The sequence below is a fragment of the Streptomyces sp. NPDC026417 genome (assembly GCF_055567695.1).
On the sequence record NZ_JBVHPY010000001.1, the window covers coordinates 1 to 17,676 of the forward strand.

Below are 17,676 nucleotides of genomic sequence, written 5' to 3' on the forward strand. Positions count from 1 at the left end.
CCCCCCCCCCCCCCCCCCCCCCCCCCCCCCCCCCCCCCCCCCCCCCCCCCCCCCCCCCCCCCCCCCCCCCCCCCCCCCCCCCCCCCCCCCCCCACACCGGCGGGACGACCGAGGGCGTGGCGGACGGCTAGTACGACAGCCCGTACCCGATGGGGTACAGCACCTGTGCCGGGTCGTCCGCCCGCTGCACGGGCACCGGCAGCTTCCCGGTGGGTGACACGGCCCCCGCGATCACCCGTGCCGCGGCCCGCAGTTCCACGTCCGTCCACGCGTACGCGGCCAGGAAGGCGCCGACGTCCGGGAGCCGGGCCGCGTCGTACGGATTGCGGATGGCGACGGCGACCACCGGGACACCGGTCGCCACCAGCTGCTCGACCAGGGCCTTCTGGGTGCTGGTCGCCGACACGTTGTACGTGCCGACCACCACGGCGTCCTTGTCCCTCGCCGCGGCCACCGCCTTGTCGATGACCGCCTGGGTGGGCGCCGTGCCGGTGGACAGCGCGGTCGCCGAGAAGCCGAGCCCGGTCAGCGTCGCGGCGAGCACGGTGGTCGGCGGCCCGTCGGAGCCGGAGGGCGAGGCCGGGTCGGCTCCCACGACGAGGACGTTCCGGTGCGTCCGCCGGGACAGCGGCAGCAGGTCCTCCCGGTTGACCAGCAGGGTCGTCGTGCGGTCCGCGATGCGGTCGGCCGCCTTCAGATGGGCCGGGGTGCCGACCGTGCGCTCCACGGCACCCGCGGGCACGTAGGCGTCCTTGAGGAGGCCCAGCTTCGCCTTGAGGCGCAGGATGCGCAGGATCGACTCGTCGAGCCGGGCCTCGGTCAGCTCGCCGCCCCGGACGGCCGTCAGCACCGCGTTCCACGCCACGTCGATGGACGGCGGGTTCAGCAGCTGGTCGACGCCCGCCTTCAGGGCGAGCACGGGGACGCGGTCGTCGCCGTACTTCGTGCGGACGCCCTCCATACCGAGGGAGTCCGTCACCACCACCCCGTCGTAGCCGAGTTCGCCGCGCAGGATGCCGGTGAGGATCGGATGCGAGAGGGTGGCCGGGTCGCCGGCCGGGTCGAGCGCCGGCACCATGATGTGCGCGGTCATGATCGAGTCGATACCGGCCCGGATCGCCGCCCGGAACGGCACGGCGTCCAACTCCGACCACAGCTCCCGGCTGTGCTCGATGACCGGGAAACCGAAGTGGCTGTCGACGGCCGTGTCGCCGTGCCCGGGGAAGTGCTTCGACGTCGCCGCGACGCCGGCGCTCTGATAGCCCTTCACCTGCGCGGCCACCAGACCCGCCACGGCGTCCGGATCGGCGCCGAAGGACCGCACGCCGATCACCGGGTTCGCCGGGTTGACGTTCACGTCGGCGACCGGCGCGTAGTCCTGGCGGATGCCGAGCGCGCGCAGTTCGGCGCCGCCGATGCGTCCCGCCGTCCGGGCGTCCTCGCGCGAGCCCGAGGCACCCAGGGCCATCGCACCGGGGAAGAGCGTCGCGGGCTTGCCCACGCGTGCCACTATCCCGTGTTCCTGGTCGGTGGAGATGAGCACCGGCAGGCCGCGCGGCAGCCCCAGGGAGGCCCGCTGGATGCCGTCCGACAGGTCCGCGATCTGCTGCGGGCTGCGGGTGTTGTGCGCCCAGGCGAAGTAGATGATGCCGCCGACGCGGTACTTGGCGACCAGCTCCGCGGCCGTCCTGACGCCGATCTCCTTGAGGTTGGCGTCGATGTCGGCCTGGTCGGGCGCGGTGGCCGAGTGGCCGTACACCCGCATCACGAAGAGCTGGCCGACCTTCTCCTCCAGCGTCATGCGGGAGATGAGAGCGCGCAGCTTCTTGTCGTCGTGTCGCGGCCGGCCGTCGTCGGCGGCATACGCGCCGCCTCCTGCGGCGAGTGCGGCGGTGACGCCCGCCGTGGCGGTGAGAACGGAACGTCTGGACGGTCTTGCGGTGCTTCCCGTGCCGGAGTCGCGCACGTGCGCTCCTTCCCTCATGAAGGAAACTTCCGAGGAGCCACGAATATCCGGGAAGTTTCTTCCAGTCAAGGGTGTGCACAGTAACCGGGAAGGGGCCGCCACCGGCGGACTCGGCCGGGGGCGCGCCGGTGACAGCTGATTGAAAGCTGTTCCTTTCTGATCACCTGCGCGGCTACAGTGGCGCAGCTGTCGCGGAGGAACGTGACGTTTCCGTTCCGCACCGGGGAGGTGAACGACAGCTCTTTCATCACTTTTGGGGGGGCACATGAAGAATCGAAGACGCCGCGTGCTCGCGGCACTGGGCACCGCCGTCGCCGTGGCCGCCGGCATGGCCACCGCGCCGGGCGCGGCGGCCGCGGGCCCTGTCACCTGGCAGGCCGCGGACGGCAAGCTGATGTTCGTCAACGGCGCACGCGACGTCGTCCAGACGACCGAGCCGGGCTCCGGCACCTACACCGACTTCGTCTCGGGCGCGCGGCAGCCGTCCTGGTCGCCCGACGGCAGCCGGGTCGCGTACGTGAAGGACAACCGCGTCGAGACCCGCCGCTACACGGGCTCCACCCTGGTCAAGATCCAGGAGCAGGGCTCCATGACCTCGGTGGGGGACCCGACCTTCCTCTTCGACGGCGGCACGGTCGTCTATTCCGGCGGCGGCCGCCTGCGCTACGCGCCCTCGGACGGCTCCCGCTACGCGCAGCCGCTGTTCGCCACCGCGGAGGACGGCTGCGACCGCAAGCCGAGCGCGTCCGTCAACGGCCTGATCGCGTTCGTCCGCACCGGGGACACCTGCGGTTCGCCGACCGGCTCGGCGATCTGGCTGTACGACGCCACCAGCCGCGCCTTCACCAAGCTGGCCGACACCGGGGACGACCCCGCGATCTCGCCCGACGGCACCCAGGTGGCCTTCGTCCGCGACAGCCGGCTGTTCGTCGTCGGCGTCGACGGCACGGGGGAGCGCCAGCTCACCTTCGACGACGACGCGCACGCCCCTGCGTGGTCGCCGACCGGCACGCGCATCGTCGTCACCAACGGGACCGACGAGGACGTCGCGATCCCCCGGATCGTGGACGTCGCCACCGGCGACGTCACGAAGATGCCGCTGCCTCCGGGCACGTCGTCGGTCCTCGACCCGGCCTGGCAGCCGCTGCGCGGCCAGAGCGTCGCCCGGGTCTGGGGCGCGGACTCCTACGGCACCAACGTGGCCGCGTCCCGCTGGACCTGGAACACGGTCGGACAGCGCGAGCCCGGCCTCATCGACGCCAAGTCGGCCGTCCTCGTCAGCAAGGACAGCCCGTCCTACGCCCTGACCGGCCAGAGCCTCGCCGGCCAGAAGCAGGGGCCCCTGCTGATGACGTCGGAGACCTCGCTGTCGGCCGCCGTGCAGACCGAGCTGAAGCGCACGCTGAAGCCCGGCGCCACGGTCTACCTGGTCGGCGGCACGGACATCCTGTCCAGCACCGTCGCGAGCAAGGTCGGTTCCCTCGGCTTCACGCCGAAGCGGCTGGCGGGCACCTCGCGCTACTCCACGTCCGTGGCGGTCGCCAAGGCCGTGACCGGCGCGCCCGACTACGTCTTCCTCGCCACCGGCACCGACTACCACTCGGCGATGGCGGCCTCCGCCGCGGCCGGCGCCCTCGGGTACGGCGGCAAGGGCACGGTCGTCCTCAACGACGGCAACACGCTGACCTCGTCGGTCACGTCGTACCTCAACTCGCTCGACCCCGACGAGACCGCCGTCGTGCCGGTGGGCGCCTCGGCGAAGTACGCGCTCACCCACACCTACCTCTCCAACTGGCCCGACACCTGGTCGTACTACCCGATCAGCGCCAGCGGGCACGACGGTACGTCCGCCGCCCTCGCCCGGTTCTGGTGGACCTCGCCGGCCATGGTCGGCCTCGCCTGGTCGGACAGCTGGCGCGGTGGTGTCTCCGCGAGCACCGGCATGCTCTCCTACGGTCCCGTGCTGTGGACCGACGAGACGGCGCTGCCCGAGGCCGACGCGACGTACCTGCGGGAGCAGGCGGCCGCGGTCAACGTGGTCGTCGCCTTCGGCGGCACCGGCTCGGTCTCGGCGTCCGGGCTGACCGCGGCCGGGTCCGCCATCAGCGCGGGCAGTTCCCTCGTGAAGTACAGCCCGTACTACGAGGGGCTTCCTCCCGCGCAGACGGCGCAGAAATCCACGCTGTCCGCGCCGTCCGCCGCCCGGAACGGGACGGACGGGGCCGCACCGCGCGGCACGGTCGCGGTGCCGCGTCCCGACCTGGACTCGGTGCGGGCCACCCACGAGTAGCGGGGGCGGGGTCGCGCTTCCGCGTCGCTCCCCGTCCCGGCCCGGGGGGGGGGGGGGGGGGGGGGGGGGGGGGGGGGGGGGGGGGGGGGGGGGGGGGAGGCGGGCCCCCCCCCCCCCCCCCCCCCCCCCCCCCCCCCCCCCCCCCCCCCCCCCCCCCCCCCCTGCCCCGGGGTGCGTTCCGGTCCGCTCCGTGCGGGTGCGGGTGCGGGTGCGGGTGCGGGGCGCCGGCGCGGCCGTTCTACGCCGACTCGTTCAGCAGCCGGGCGAGATGGTCGCGGCCGGGGGCCAGCAGTGGCTCCAGCGGCGGCGCGGACTCGTACCACCGCTTCTCGTACTCCCAGCACAGCCAGCCGTCCCAGCCCTCGCGGGACAGCAGTTCCACGCACTCGGTGAGCGGGAGGACGCCCGTGCCCAGCAGCAGCGGCGTCGTGTCGTCCGGTGACGCGATGTCCTTCACCTGGACGTAGCCCAGATGCGGGGACAGGGCTGCGTACGTCGCCGACGGCTGCTCGCCGCCCAGCCAGGTGTGCATGACGTCCCAGAGCGCGCCGACCCTGGCGTGGCCGACCGCGCCCAGGACGCGCATCGCGTCGGCACCGGTGCGGTGGGAGTCGTGGGTCTCCAGCAGGATCCGCACGCCGAGGTCCGCCGCGTACTCCGCCGCCGTGCCCAGGCGCCGGGCCGCCGTCGCGTCCGCCTCGTCCGGGCTCAGGTCGCCGCCGCCGGGGAAGACCCGGACGAAGGGGGCGCCCACGTCCCGGGCCAGGTCCAGGAGTTGTCTGATTTCGTCCAGGACCGGCCCGTCCTCGCCGGGTGCCGCGACCCGCGGGTACCCCGCCAGGCCCAGGATCTCGACGCCGGCCGCCTTGAACTCGGCCGCGACGTCCGCCCGTTCGGCCGGGCCGAGGCCCGGGTGCACCGGTTCCTCGGGGTGCGCCCGCAGCTCGACACCGTGGTAACCGTGCGTTGCGGCGAGTCGTACGACGTCGGGGACGGGGAGTCCGGGGACGCCAAGGGTGGAGAAGGCCAGTTTCACTTTTGCACCTCGCTACGGAGCCCCGGGCGCGGTGGCCCGGCCGGGGGTCCGGTGTCCCCCGGGACAGCACAGCATGGGGCGGACCCTACCCGCCGGGTGCCGCGCGGCACGGCCGTCACTGCGCCGCGCCGTGCAGATCCGGACGCCAGTCCTGGCCGACCAGCTCCGCACCGAAAGAGCGGTGGGGCTTCTCGGCGACGAGGACGAAGCCGTGGCGCTGGTAGTTGCGGCGGGCCGGGGCCAGGGCGTCGTTCGTCCCCAGGACCAGCTCGCGGTAGCCGACGCCAAGTTCGCCGTCCCACCCGGCGCCGGCCGGCACACGGGGTGCCGATGTACGAGGGGGAGTGGGCCCGCCACGGCGCTCGCCGGGACGCGGGGTGCTGCTGCGTGCGGGGGAGTGGGCCCACCCGGGCGGCTCTCCGTTGGCGCCGGGTCAGCCGTCCCACCCGGCGCCGGCCGGCATACGGGGTGCCGATGTACGAGGGGGAGTGGGCCCGCCACGGCGCTCGCCGGGGCGCGGGGTGCCGATGTACGAGGGGGGAGTGAGCCTCCTGGAACGGCACCCCGTACCCGCCGGGGTCGCCGGCCCACCCCGGGGCGACGCGGACCCGCGGTGCCGGGGGTGCGCCGGAGGGCCGAGCCCGCTCGAACCGCAGCCCGGGACCGGACGCGGCACCGCACGCCGACCCGCCCCGCGGGAAAGAGAGCGCACCCGGGGACATCAGCCCCGGGGACCCCCCGTGGAGCCACGCACCATCAGCTCACCCCGAACCGTCGCGATCCCCCCCGGCGGCGGCTCCTCCCGCCCCATCGCGATCCGCCCCGCCCGCGCCCCCGCCTCGGACAACGGCAACCGCACGGTCGTGAGCGAGGGCACCACATCGATGCTGAACGGCAGATCGTCGAAGCCGGCCACCGACACGTCCTCGGGAATCCGCAGCCCGGAATCCCGCAGCGCGGCGCACGCCCCGAGCGCGACGGTGTCGTTGGCGGCCACGACGGCCGTCAACTCCGGCTCGCGCCGCAGGAGTTCGAGCGTCGCCTCGTACCCGGCCCGCCGGTCGTACCGGCCGTGCACGATCCGCCGGGGATCGTCCTCGATCCCGTGCGCCGCCAGCGCGGCCTGATGCCCCTCCAGCCGGTGCCGCGTCGTCGTCCGCTCCTCGGGCCCCGCGATGTACCCCATGCGCCGGTGCCCGAGCCCGATCAGATGCTCGGTGAGCCGCTGCCCGCCCCCGCGGTTGTCGAAGGTGAGCGCGATCGCCCCGGTGTCCCCGGGCGCGGGCGGCCGTCCGCACAGGACGACCCGGGTCCCGGCCTCCGTCAGCCTGCGCAGCTTCGCCGCGACCGCCGCCGCATGCGTCGCGTCCTCGACGGCGCCGCCGGTCAGGACCACCGCGGCGGCCCGCTGACGCTGCAGGAGGGTGAGGTAGGTCAGCTCCCGTTCGGGGGAACCGCCCGTGTTGCAGACGACGGCGAGGCGCTCACCGCCCGCGCGCCCGCCCCCGAGCACGCCCGAGGCGTGCCCGGGTAGCCCCGCCGGTCCGCCGATCTCGCCCTGGACGGCACTCGCCATGATCCCGAAGAAGGGGTCGGCGATGTCGTTGACCAGGATGCCGACCAGGTCGGACGTGGCGGCGGCCAGCGAGCTCGCGGGCCCGTTCAGCACGTAGTCCAGCTCGTCCACGGCCCGCAGCACCCGCTCGCGCGTGGAGGCAGCCACCGGGTAGTTCCCGTTCAGCACACGCGACACCGTCGCGGGCGAGACCTGCGCGCGCGCCGCCACGTCCGCCAGGGTCACCGTCATCTCGTCGTTCCTCCGGTCGCGCGTTTCTCGGTCGGTCCCGGGGCCGTACGCCGGCCGCCACGGCCCGATCGGCCGTGCGCTGCCGCACCCCCCGCCGCGCGACCGTACCTCTTGTCCGCACCGTCGAACATCTCGCGGTCCACACGGTCTTGTCCGATGGCCCGTGCAGCGGTTAGCTTCTCCTGCGTATAGAAAGCGCTTGCTGTCACGCTCACCTGTGAGCGCGCGCGGCGCCGGACGCGTACGGAGGGAATCACGTGACACGCAAGACGGTGCGTATCGCCATGAACGGCGTGACGGGGCGCATGGGATACCGCCAGCACCTCGTCCGCTCGATCCTCGCCCTGCGCGAGCAGGGCGGTCTCGACCTCGGCGACGGCACCGTGCTGTGGCCCGAACCGGTGCTCGTCGGGCGGCGCGAGCACGCCCTGAGGGCGCTGGCGGAGCGCCACGGTCTGGAGCACTGGTCGACCGACCTGGACGCGGTGCTCGCCGACCCGGCCGTCGACATCTACTTCGACGCGCAGGTCACGTCCGCGCGCGAGGAGGCGATCAGGAAGGCGATCGCCGCCGGGAAGCACGTCTACACCGAGAAGCCGACCGCGACCGGCCTGGACGGCGCCCTGGAGCTGGCCCGGCTGGCCCGGGCGGCGGGCATCCGGCACGGCGTCGTTCAGGACAAGCTGTTCCTGCCGGGCCTGCTGAAACTCAAGCGGCTCATCGACGGGGGCTTCTTCGGGCGGATCCTGTCCGTGCGGGGCGAGTTCGGCTACTGGGTCTTCGAGGGCGACTGGCAGTCCGCCCAGCGCCCCTCCTGGAACTACCGTGCCGAGGACGGCGGCGGCATCGTCGTCGACATGTTCCCCCACTGGGAGTACGTGCTGCACGAGCTGTTCGGCCGGGTCGCCTCGGTCCAGGCCGTCACCGCCACCCACCTCCCCCAGCGCTGGGACGAGCAGGACAAGCCCTACGACGCCACCGCCGACGACGCCGCGTACGGCATCTTCGAACTGGAGGGCGGCATCGTCGCGCAGATCAACTCCTCCTGGGCGGTGCGCGTGAACCGCGACGAACTCGTCGAGTTCCAGGTGGACGGCACGGAGGGCTCGGCGGTCGCCGGGCTGCGCAACTGCCGTGTGCAGCACCGCAGTGCCACGCCGAAGCCGGTCTGGAACCCGGACATCCCGGCCACCTACTCCTTCCGCGACCAGTGGCAGGAGGTGCCGGACAACGCCGAGTTCGACAACGGCTTCAAGGCCCAGTGGGAACTGTTCCTGCGGCACGTCCACGCCGGCACCCCCTACCACTGGGACCTGCTGGCCGGCGCCCGCGGTGTCCAGCTCGCCGAACTGGGCCTCAGGTCCTCGGCCGAGGGCCGCCGCCTCGACGTACCGGAGATCTCGCTGTGACGATCCGACTGCCCGGCGCGGGCGGCGCCCTGCGCGCCTACACCCCGCGCTCCGAGCCGCTCGCCCTGTCGTCCGGCGCGCCCTTCACCTCCCGTACCGTCTTCTCGGCCGCGCACGTCGTGGCCGACCCGTACGCCGACACGACCCCCGACTCCCCGGCCGCCGTCGACTGGGACGCGACCCTCGCCTTCCGGCGCCATCTGTGGGCGCAGGGGCTCGGTGTCGCCGAGGCGATGGACACCGCCCAGCGCGGGATGGGCCTGGACTGGGCCGGAGCGGCCGAGCTGATCCGGCGCTCCGCCGCCGAGGCGCGGGCGGTCGGCGGCCGGATCGCCTGCGGGGTGGGCACCGACCAGATCGCCTCCGGTTCGCTCGACGACGTGCGGGCCGCCTACGAGGAGCAGCTCGCGCTCGTGGAGTCGGCGGGCGCGCAGGCGATCCTCATGGCGTCCCGCGCGCTGTGCGCGGCGGCGACGAGCGCCGAGGACTATTTCGACGTCTACGGCCGTCTGCTGCGCCAGTCCGCCGAGCCCGTCGTCCTGCACTGGCTGGGACCGATGTTCGACCCGGCGCTGGAGGGCTACTGGGGCTCGACGGACCTCGACACCGCGACCGGCACCTTCCTGGAGGTGATCGCCGCGCACCCCGACAAGGTCGACGGCATCAAGGTCTCCCTCCTGGACGCGCGGCGGGAGGTCGACCTGCGCCGCAGACTCCCGAAGGGCGTGCGCTGCTACACGGGCGACGACTTCCACTACCCGGAGCTGATCGAGGGCGACGAGCGGGGCTTCAGTCACGCCCTGCTGGGCATCTTCGACCCGCTGGGCCCGCTCGCCGCCGAGGCCGTGCGCGTCCTCGACACGGGGGACACCAAAGGGTTCCGTGAACTGCTCGATCCCACGGTCGAGTTGTCGCGCCACCTCTTCCAGGCGCCGACCCGCTTCTACAAGACCGGGGTGGTCCTGCTGGCCTGGCTCGCCGGCCATCAGTCCCACTTCACGATGGTGGGCGGTCTGCAGTCGGCCCGTTCGCTCCCGCACCTCGCCCGCGCCTACGAACTCGCCGACGGACTCGGCCTGTTCCCCGACCCGGCGCTGGCGGAGTCCCGTATGAAGAACCTGCTGGCCGTGTACGGAGTCGCCCAGTGAGCACCGAGGACCTCTCCCGTCTCTCCGTCAACCAGATGACGGTGAAGCAGCTCTCGCTGCCCGAACTGACCGCCGCCTGCGTGGACCTGGGCGTACCCGCCGTCGGCCTGTGGCGGGAGCCCGTCCGGTCGTACGGTGTCGAGGCGGCGGCGAAGCTGGTGCGCGACGCGGGGCTCGCCGTGACCACGCTGTGCCGCGGCGGCTTCTTCACGGCGATCGATCCGCGCGAGCGGGCCCGTTCCCTGGACGACAACCGGGCGGCGATCGAGGAGGCCGCGATCCTCGGCACCGACACGCTGGTGCTGGTCTCCGGCGGCCTGCCCGCCGGATCGAAGGACCTGCGCGGCGCCCGGGGGCGGATCGCCGACGCCCTGGCGGAGCTCGGGCCCTACGCGGCCGGGCACGGTGTCCGGCTCGCGATCGAGCCGCTGCACCCGATGTTCGCCTCCGACCGCTGCGTGGTCTCCACCCTTGCCCAGGCGCTGGACCTCGCGGAACGCTTCCCGGCGGACCAGGTGGGCGTCGCGGTGGACACGTACCACGTCTGGTGGGACGACACCGCGCCGCGGCAGATCGCCCGGGCCGGTGCGGGCGGGCGCATCCACACCTTCCAGCTCGCGGACTGGACGACCCCGCTGCCGGAGGGTGCCCTCACCGGACGCGGGCAGCTGGGGGACGGCGCGGTCGACCTCCGGGAGTGGCGCGGGTACGTGGAGGCCGCCGGCTACCGCGGTCCCATCGAGGTCGAGCTGTTCAACGACGGGCTGTGGGCGCGGGACGGACGCGAGGTGCTGGCGGAGACGGCGGAGCGGTTCGCGGCGCACGCCCTGTGACGCGGACACCCGGCGAAGGCCGGGCGCCCGCGTCGGACAGCACCCGCTAGCCCTGCTTCAGGTGCCGGGTGAGCTGCTGGAAGGTCGTCCAGGACTGCGCATCCGTCCCGTCCCCGAGGGGATAGTGCAGCGCGGGCCTGGCGGCGGGCCCCAACGGGACGGGACGGACGGCGACGGGCGGGCGGCGGGCGTGGTCCAGGCCCATGCCGCGCACCTCGTCGGGGCCCAGCGTGAAGGAGAACGGCACCGGCGGGGCCTCCAGCAGCGGGGGCGTGGTCAGGTCACGGCGGGCCCGGCGCACCGAGGCGAGCAGCGTGACCAGCGAGTGCTCGCCCACCAGCGTCTCCGCGAGACCCTGGACCGCGTCCAGCGGCAGGTCCTCGTCCGCGCCGAAACCGAGGACGAGGTGCACGTCCTCCTCCACCCCGGCCGCCGTACGCGTCACCCGGAGGGTGCCGACCGCGGGCCGGCCCGGGTCGCCCACGGCGACGAGATGGGTCGCGGCCGGCGCCCGCCCGTGGGCGAGGTCCGTCAACTGGCGCGGCGACCACGGCAGGTTGACCGGCTCCGCGGTGCCCCAGCCCGCGGGCGGCCCACCGGTCAGCGTCCGCCACGCCGTCTCCAGCGCCCCGCCCAGGAGCAGGTTGGCATCGGCGGCGTGCCGGGTGCGGAACGCGACGTGGAGCTGCCTCTCGGCCGTCGGGCCGGTCGCCGTGAAGGCCTCGGCGACCGTCGCCCTCCCGTCGGCGGTGAGGGCGGGCGTGAAGGTGCCGCCCTGCCAGCGCAGTACGGCCCCGGACAGCCCGTCGTAGTAGCCGCAGTCCGGGTCCTGGACGACCCAGCGGTTGGGCACCTGCGCCAGGGTGGTGCGCGCGGCCTGGCTGAGCCGGACGTGCGGCGGGGTCACGATCTGCAGGGCGCGGCGCGAGCCGGACGCCGCGCGCAGGATCTCCGAGAGCCAGGACGTCAGGGCGACCACCGGCCGGTCGGCCAGCACGACGGCGGTGCTGTCGGTGAGCACGTCCACGGCGGGCAGGCCGACCGCGACGCGCGCCGTCACGTCGGCCTCGTCGCCCTCCGGGCCGGCGGCCGGGCGCTCCGCGTCCGCGGCGCTGCCGGCCTCGTCCGCGGTGGTCTCCGGTGCCGGTACGGCCGAGAGGTCCACGACGTCCGTACGGGCCGCGCCGGACGGCCAGGTGACGCCGCCCAGCAGGGCGTTCAGCCGGCCGCAGACCGAACCGGCGAGCCGTTCCGCCTCCGGCACCGCCGTGGAGGCGCGGGCCTCGGTCCACCAGAACGGCACGGGGACGTCGTCCTCCGGCCGGCCGAGGAGGCGCCGGGCCTCGCCCGGCACCTGCACCAGGACCGGCGCCTCGACGGAGACGAGCGGGCGCCCGCCAGGACCGTGGAGCTGGATGACCGCGCCGTCGGCCGCCGCGGACACGTCCATGTCGGGGCCGCCCGCGTACAGGCCGGCCAGCAGGTCCCAGATGTCGGGCATCTTCGGGGTGAGGGCTATGACGTCCTTGGTCACGGGCGTTCGGCTTCCTCGGGGTCGGAGAGGGCGGTCTGGACGAGCTGGTGGTGCCGGCCGCGGCGGACGATCGTCCCGCGGCCCGGCGGCTGCGCGGACGCGTACAGGCCGGGGAAGAGCTGCCCCTCGGTCCGGTCACCGGTCATCACCAGTGCCGCGGTACCGGTCTCGCGCAGGGTCGTCAGCAGCGGTTCGTACAGGGCGCGCGAGGAGCCGGCGAGGCGGCGGGCGATGACGAAGTGCAACCCGATGTCCTGCGCGGAGGAGACGTACGGCAGGAAGGGCGTCAGCGGCTGCTGGCCCGCCGTGGTCAGGATGTCGTAGTCGTCGACCAGGATCACGATCCGCGGCCCGGTGAAGGCGGGCTCGGTGCCGAGCGTGTCCGGGTCCGCGCTCTCCGGCAGCCGCTTCTCCAGCTCGCTCGCGATGCCGCCGGCCAGCGCGGCGGACAGCTTCGCGTTGTGCGCGTAGCCGCCGCGGTACGCCTCCGGGATCACCCCGCGCAGCCCCCGGCGCGGGTCGAAGACGCCGAAGACCAGCTCCTCGTCGCTGTACCGCTCGACGAGCTGCCCGGCGATCAGCTTCAGCAGGTTGGTCTTGCCGCACTCGTTGTCGCCGAGGATCAGCAGGTGCTGGTCGCTCCCGAACAGGTCGAGGAGGGCGGGCGCCAGCGCGTCCTGGTCGACGCCGAGCGGCACCCGGTGCGGCTCGGCGGCCACGGAGGGCAGCTGCGCGGCGGGCATCCGGGTGGGCAGCACCCGGACCGGCGGCGCGACGTCACCGTGCCAGGTGGCCCGGATCGTGCGCGCGGCCTCCTCCAGCGCGGGGCCGAGGTCGTCCGTGGACGGCGTGCCGTCGATGCGCGGCAGCGCGACCTGGGCGAACAGCTTCCCGTCCGTGAGGACCCGGCCCGGGGTGTCCGCGGAGAGCGTCTCGGACAGCTTGCGGTCGACGGAGGAGTCGGCCGGGTCGTTCAGCCGCAGTTCGACGCGGGTGCCGAACATGGACTGGGTGGCGATGCGGACGTCGTTCCAGCGCAGCATGCCGGCGACCACGTGGATGCCGTAGCCGCCGCCGCGCTTGAGCAGGTCGGTCACCGAGTCGTCGAGCTCGGCGAACTCGTCGCGCAGCGCCCCGAATCCGTCGACGAGCAGGACGACGTCGGTCGAGCCGAGCTCGGCCAGGCGGCCCTGCGCCCGCAGCCGGCGCAGCTGGTCGACGGAGTCGATGCCGTGCTCGCGGAAGAGCTCCTCGCGGGTGGCCAGCATCGAGCGCACCTCGGCGACCGTCCGGGCGGCCCGCTCGTGGTCGGCGCGCCCCGCGATCCCGCCCACGTGCGGCAGCCCGGCCAGCGCCGACAGGCCTCCGCCGACCAGGTCGAGCCCGTAGACGGCGACGTCGTACGGGGTGTGCGTGGTCGCCAGGGACAGCGCGAGGGTGCGCAGCAGTGTCGTCTTGCCGGACTGCGGGCCGCCGATGACGGCCGCGTGCCCGCCGGCCACGGTCAGGTCGAGCAGCCACTTGCCCTGCCACTGGCTGGCCGGGTCGTCCAGCACCCCGAGGGGCACCCGCATCGCCCCGGCCAGGCCGGCGGCCAGGTGCAGCCCGCGCTCGGTCACCCGGACGGGCCCCGCGGCGGCGTCCAGCGTCACGGCGCCGGGCAGCGGCGGCAGCCAGATCCGGCGTACCGGCGGCGCCGCGCCGGTGAGCTGGTCCACCATCACGGACATCACGGTCGGGCCGGTCTCCCGCTTGGTGGCGGCGGGCTCGGCGGCGCCCTCGGCCGGGGCCGCGTCGAGGGTGTTGAAGGCCGGGTAGGGCCAGGCGAGCGGTTCCTCCTCCCGGTCCGCCTGCCGGGCCGGGCCGCGGTAGGCGCCGGAGACGTATCCCGCCTTGAACCGCTCGTACATCGAGGTGTCGACCTTCAGATAGCCGAAGCCCGGCAGCGGCGGCAGGTGGAAGGCGTCGGTGGTGTCGAGCACCGTGCGCGACTCGTCGGCGGAGAAGGTGCGCAGACCGAGGCGGTACGAGAGGTAGGTGTCCAGCCCCTTCAGCTTGCCGCCCTCGATCCGCTGGCTGGACAGCAGCAGGTGCACTCCGATGGAGCGGCCGATGCGCCCGATCGACAGGAACAGGTCGATGAAGTCCGGCTTGGCGGTGAGGAGTTCACCGAACTCGTCGATGACGACGAACAGATGGGGCAGCGGCTCCAGGTCCGGGCGCCCGGCCGCGCGCAGAGCCGCGTAGTGCCCGATGTCGGCGACGTTGCCGGCGTCCTTCAGCACCTGCTGGCGGCGCTTGACCTCGCCGGCGAGGCTGGTGTGGACGCGCTCGACGAGCCCGGCCTGGTTCTCCAGGTTCGTGATCACCCCGGCCACGTGGGGCAGTTCGGTGAACGGCGCGAAGGTGGCGCCGCCCTTGTAGTCGACCAGGACCAGCGCGAGGTCCTCCGGGGGGTGGGAGGCGGTCAGCGCGAGCACCAGGGTGCGCAGCAGTTCGCTCTTGCCGGATCCGGTCGCGCCCACGCACAGCCCGTGCGGCCCCATGCCCAGTTCCGAGGACTCCTTCAGGTCCAGCAGCACCGGTTCGTGACGGTCGGTCAGGCCGATCGGCACCCGTAGGAACTCACGTTCGCCGCGCGGCGCCCACAGCCGTGCCAGGTCCAGTGCGGCCGGGTCCTCGATGCCGAGCAGGCCCGGGAAGTCCACGGCACCGGACACCGGGGTGCCCTCGGCCGCGGACTCCGCCGACAGCCGCAGCGGGGCGAGCAGCCGCGCCAGCCCCTCGGCGCCCGCCGCCGTCACCGGGTCGGCGGTGCCCTGCGCGACCGGGGACGGCTCGCGCAGGTCCTCGACGGTCACCTGGTCGCCGACGACGCGGATGCGGACGCCGACCCGGTCCGGCTCGTGCACCTGCTGCTCCAGCAGGTGCAGCACGGTGACGCCCATGTCCGGGAGCTCCACCACGGTGTCGGGCCGGGGGAGTTCGGCGGCCGTCCCGCCGTACTCGTCGCTGATCACCAGCAGCCGGCTCGCCATCCGCAGGGCGTCCCGGCCGGACAGCCCACGGCGCACCTCCGCCGCGTACGAGGCGCGCTGCCCGAGTTCGTGGCGGCAGAGCGCGGCGAGCTGCGCCAGGCTGGGCGCGATCCGGCGGGCGGCGACGGGGCCGTCCTGCTCCTGCGGATCGAGCACGTGGGGCAGCCACTTGGCCCACTCCCAGTCGGCCAGCCGTTCCCCGGGGACGCCGAGCGCGACGGCGACGTCGTCGGGCGCGTGGGTGACGGCGGCCTGGACGAGCAGCGCGCGGGCGACCCGCAGGACTCCTTCGCGGTCGCCGACGATGCTCACGTTGCCCGCCCGGTCCAGCGGCACCGTCAGCGGGCAGTCGCCGGCGACCGAGTACCGCGCGAGCAGCGCCCGCGCCTCGTTGAGCATGAAGGGGTCCGGCGGTGTCATCACCCCGCCGGAGTTCGACCCGATGGCCATCTCCTGCACCGGCACGTCGCCCGTGCCCACCCGCACCCGCAGGAAGTCGGGGTCCTGCCGGCGTCGCTCCCACAGCCGCGCCGGATCCCGCACGAGGTCGTAGAGCCCCTCCGGAGGCGGGTTGAGGACCCGGGCCAGTTGCCGGCGGTCCCGCTCGGCCGCCCCGAACTCCTCCCGCAGCTCCTCCAGATACTCCAGGTAGCGCTCGCGCTGGGCCCGCCGGGTGCGCTGTGCCTTGCCGCGCTGGGACAGGAACAGGCCCACCGCGCCGAGCAGCGCGATGACCAGCACCATCGCCCCGAGGGCCGCGAACTGGCTGTTGCGGATGACCGTCATCATGACGACCGATCCCATGACGCCGGCCATCGGCAGCAGGGCCGTCGCCGCGTTGCCGAGCTTGCCCTCGGGCAGGTTCGGCGGCGGTTCGACCGTGCGCGGCTCGGCGGGCGCGAGCGGGCGGGTGGAGCGGGCGGGCCGGTGCATCAGACTCTGGGTCACGGACGGACCCTTTCTCGTACGGGTCCTGTGACGTGGCGGGGCGCGGCGGTGCGGCGGACGGTCATCGCACCCTCGTCGCGCGCTGCATGGCCTCGGCGGCGAGGCGGACCGTGGCGTCGCGGGTGGCCTGCCCGAGCAGGTCCGTGCGGATCGGTCCGCCGCCCGCCAGGTGACGGTCGTAGGGGAGGGGGATCACGGTGACGCCCGTCTCCTTCAGATGCGCGGTGGCCGCCCTGACGTCCAGCACCAGGTCGGGCGAGCCCGCGGTGAGCGCGACCACCGTGGAGGCGAGCGCCGCGTGCGGCAGCTGGGCCAGCCAGTTGAGGACCTGGCGGGTGCCGTTGACACCCTCGGCGGTCGTGGGCGCGACGACCACCCGGGCGTGCGCGGTGTCCATCGCCGTACGGGCCACCTCGCCGGGCAGGCTCTCGCAGTCCACCACGGTCACCGCGAAGTAGCGGCGCAGCGCCAGGGTCACCGTGCGGTACGTGGGCACGTCCAGCGGTGCGCCGACGCGGCCCCGGCTCGCCGGGAGCAGCCAGCCGCCGTCGGCGACCGGCACCAGGTAGCCGGTGACGTCGTTGAGCCGCATCGACGGACTGAGGATCTGTGCGAGGTCGGCGCACGCCCAGCGGACCGACTCCGCGCCCATCCGCACGGGCAGGGTGCCGAGCGCGGCGTCCGCCTCCAGGGTGAGCACGGGGTCGTGGCGGTAGTGGTTGAAGGTCCGGCCCAGCAGCGCCGAGACGGTGGACTTGCCGACCCCGCCGCGGATCGAGGTCACCGCGATCACGCGTCCGGTGGTGACGGGCTGCTGCAGCTCCTTGGCGATGCGGGTCTCCTCGGCCACGTCGTGCGCGGCCGACGCGGTGAGCCGGCGCAGCGAGCGTCCGGTGCGCCGGGTGACCGAGTCCCCGTGCTGCGGCCGTCCCAGGGCCCGTGCGAGCCGCGGATCGACGGTGGGTACGGACTCCGGGGCCGTCGTGGGCAGCCGCGGGTCCCCGTGCCCCCGCGGGACCGGGCTGCTGCCCGGCTGCCCCTCGCCGGCCGCCGACCGCGCCGGGTCCGGCCGGGCGGCGGTGCCGGACGGCTCACCGGGCCGGCCGGGGCGCAGGGGCGCGGGCGCCGCCGGGCGGGCCGGCGGCACCGCGGACTCCCGGGCCGGGGCGGGGGCGGGGTGCACGGGGACCGAGGACTCCGGGGCCGGGTGCGCGGGGGTGGTGGGACCGCCCGGACCGGACGGGTGCACGGGAGTCACCGGCCCGGCCGGTCCGGCGTACCGCGCGGGCGCCGGCGGTACGGCAGGCCCGCCGGCGTGGGCCGGGGACGCCGGTTCCGGGGTCCGCGCGGGCGCGGCGGCCGACGGCTCACCGGGCCGGGGCGGATGCACGAGCCGCAACGCCGGCTCGGCTCGCCGGGCCGCAGGACCGGACGGCTGCCCGGCCTCGGCGGGACCCGCGGCGTCCGGGATTCCCGCGGCACCGGCGGGTCCGGCACCCCCGGTCCGCGCCACGGCTCCGGGCACCTCGGTGTGCCCCGCGGCTCCGGCCTGACCGGCGGCACCCGCGGGCCCCTCGGCACGCGGCTCCGCGGCGGCCTGTCCCAGCCGGCGCAGCACGTCCCGCTGCCAGTCCCCTCCCTGACCCTGTTCCTGCGCCATGTCCGCC

General features: G+C 74.7%; 10 protein-coding genes and 1 pseudogene. 4 read left to right on the top strand and 7 right to left on the bottom strand.

Annotated features, from left to right (window positions below):
* Positions 1 to 127: 127 nt before the first annotated feature.
* A complete protein-coding gene (locus ACZ4NT_RS00005; RefSeq protein ID WP_121402927.1) occupies positions 128 to 1,984 on the bottom strand; it encodes a glycoside hydrolase family 3 protein in 1,857 nt (618 codons plus the stop codon).
* A 247-nt stretch (positions 1,985 to 2,231) separates the two neighbouring features.
* On the opposite strand from ACZ4NT_RS00005, the gene ACZ4NT_RS00010 reads away from it, so the two are divergent.
* Positions 2,232 to 4,256 carry a cell wall-binding repeat-containing protein gene (locus tag ACZ4NT_RS00010; protein ID WP_467722361.1) on the top strand — a complete coding sequence of 675 codons (2,025 nt, stop codon included), beginning with the start codon at positions 2,232 to 2,234 and terminating at the stop codon, positions 4,254 to 4,256.
* 238 nt (positions 4,257 to 4,494) lie between these two features.
* On the opposite strand, the gene ACZ4NT_RS00015 is transcribed toward ACZ4NT_RS00010, so the two are convergent.
* The 3 genes and pseudogenes from ACZ4NT_RS00015 to ACZ4NT_RS00025 all read right to left on the bottom strand — a co-directional run bounded on the left by ACZ4NT_RS00015 (position 4,495) and on the right by ACZ4NT_RS00025 (position 7,099).
* Positions 4,495 to 5,292, bottom strand: a complete 798-nt coding sequence (locus ACZ4NT_RS00015) for a sugar phosphate isomerase/epimerase family protein (protein WP_121402930.1) — start codon at positions 5,290 to 5,292, stop codon at positions 4,495 to 4,497.
* 115 nt (positions 5,293 to 5,407) lie between these two features.
* A pseudogene (locus ACZ4NT_RS00020) lies at positions 5,408 to 5,578 on the bottom strand (N-acetyltransferase); the annotation flags it as partial.
* 435 nt (positions 5,579 to 6,013) lie between these two features.
* The gene (locus ACZ4NT_RS00025) at positions 6,014 to 7,099 is read right to left on the bottom strand and encodes a LacI family DNA-binding transcriptional regulator (RefSeq protein WP_121402932.1); all 1,086 of its coding nucleotides are present in this window, start codon (positions 7,097 to 7,099) and stop codon (positions 6,014 to 6,016) included.
* Between the two features lie 257 nt (positions 7,100 to 7,356).
* Between ACZ4NT_RS00025 and ACZ4NT_RS00030 the strand changes: the two genes are divergently transcribed.
* From ACZ4NT_RS00030 to ACZ4NT_RS00040, 3 genes are read left to right on the top strand one after another with little or no spacing between them, the layout of a single operon-like run.
* On the top strand, positions 7,357 to 8,508 hold the full coding sequence (locus ACZ4NT_RS00030) for a Gfo/Idh/MocA family protein (protein ID WP_467722364.1): 1,152 nt from the start codon (positions 7,357 to 7,359) through the stop codon (positions 8,506 to 8,508).
* Complete coding sequence (locus ACZ4NT_RS00035; RefSeq protein WP_467722365.1) at positions 8,505 to 9,656, top strand: dihydrodipicolinate synthase family protein; 1,152 nt, start codon at positions 8,505 to 8,507, stop codon at positions 9,654 to 9,656. Before ACZ4NT_RS00030 ends, ACZ4NT_RS00035 begins: the two co-directional genes overlap by 4 nt.
* Positions 9,657 to 9,691: 35 nt before the next feature.
* Positions 9,692 to 10,489, top strand: coding sequence for a sugar phosphate isomerase/epimerase family protein (locus ACZ4NT_RS00040; protein ID WP_467722858.1), 798 nt, complete (start codon positions 9,692 to 9,694; stop codon positions 10,487 to 10,489).
* A gap of 46 nt (positions 10,490 to 10,535) precedes the next feature.
* On the opposite strand, the gene ACZ4NT_RS00045 is transcribed toward ACZ4NT_RS00040, so the two are convergent.
* The 3 genes from ACZ4NT_RS00045 to ACZ4NT_RS00055 all read right to left on the bottom strand — a co-directional run bounded on the left by ACZ4NT_RS00045 (position 10,536) and on the right by ACZ4NT_RS00055 (position 17,669).
* Positions 10,536 to 12,023: a DUF6177 family protein gene (locus ACZ4NT_RS00045; protein ID WP_121402940.1), complete on the bottom strand. Its 1,488-nt coding sequence runs from the start codon at positions 12,021 to 12,023 to the stop codon at positions 10,536 to 10,538.
* Positions 12,020 to 16,009: a type VII secretion protein EccCa gene (gene eccCa / locus ACZ4NT_RS00050; protein WP_467722367.1), complete on the bottom strand. Its 3,990-nt coding sequence runs from the start codon at positions 16,007 to 16,009 to the stop codon at positions 12,020 to 12,022. Before eccCa ends, ACZ4NT_RS00045 begins: the two co-directional genes overlap by 4 nt.
* Before the next feature lie 61 nt (positions 16,010 to 16,070).
* Positions 16,071 to 17,669 carry a hypothetical protein gene (locus tag ACZ4NT_RS00055; RefSeq protein WP_467722369.1) on the bottom strand — a complete coding sequence of 533 codons (1,599 nt, stop codon included), beginning with the start codon at positions 17,667 to 17,669 and terminating at the stop codon, positions 16,071 to 16,073.
* Between the last annotated feature and the right edge of the window lie 7 nt (positions 17,670 to 17,676).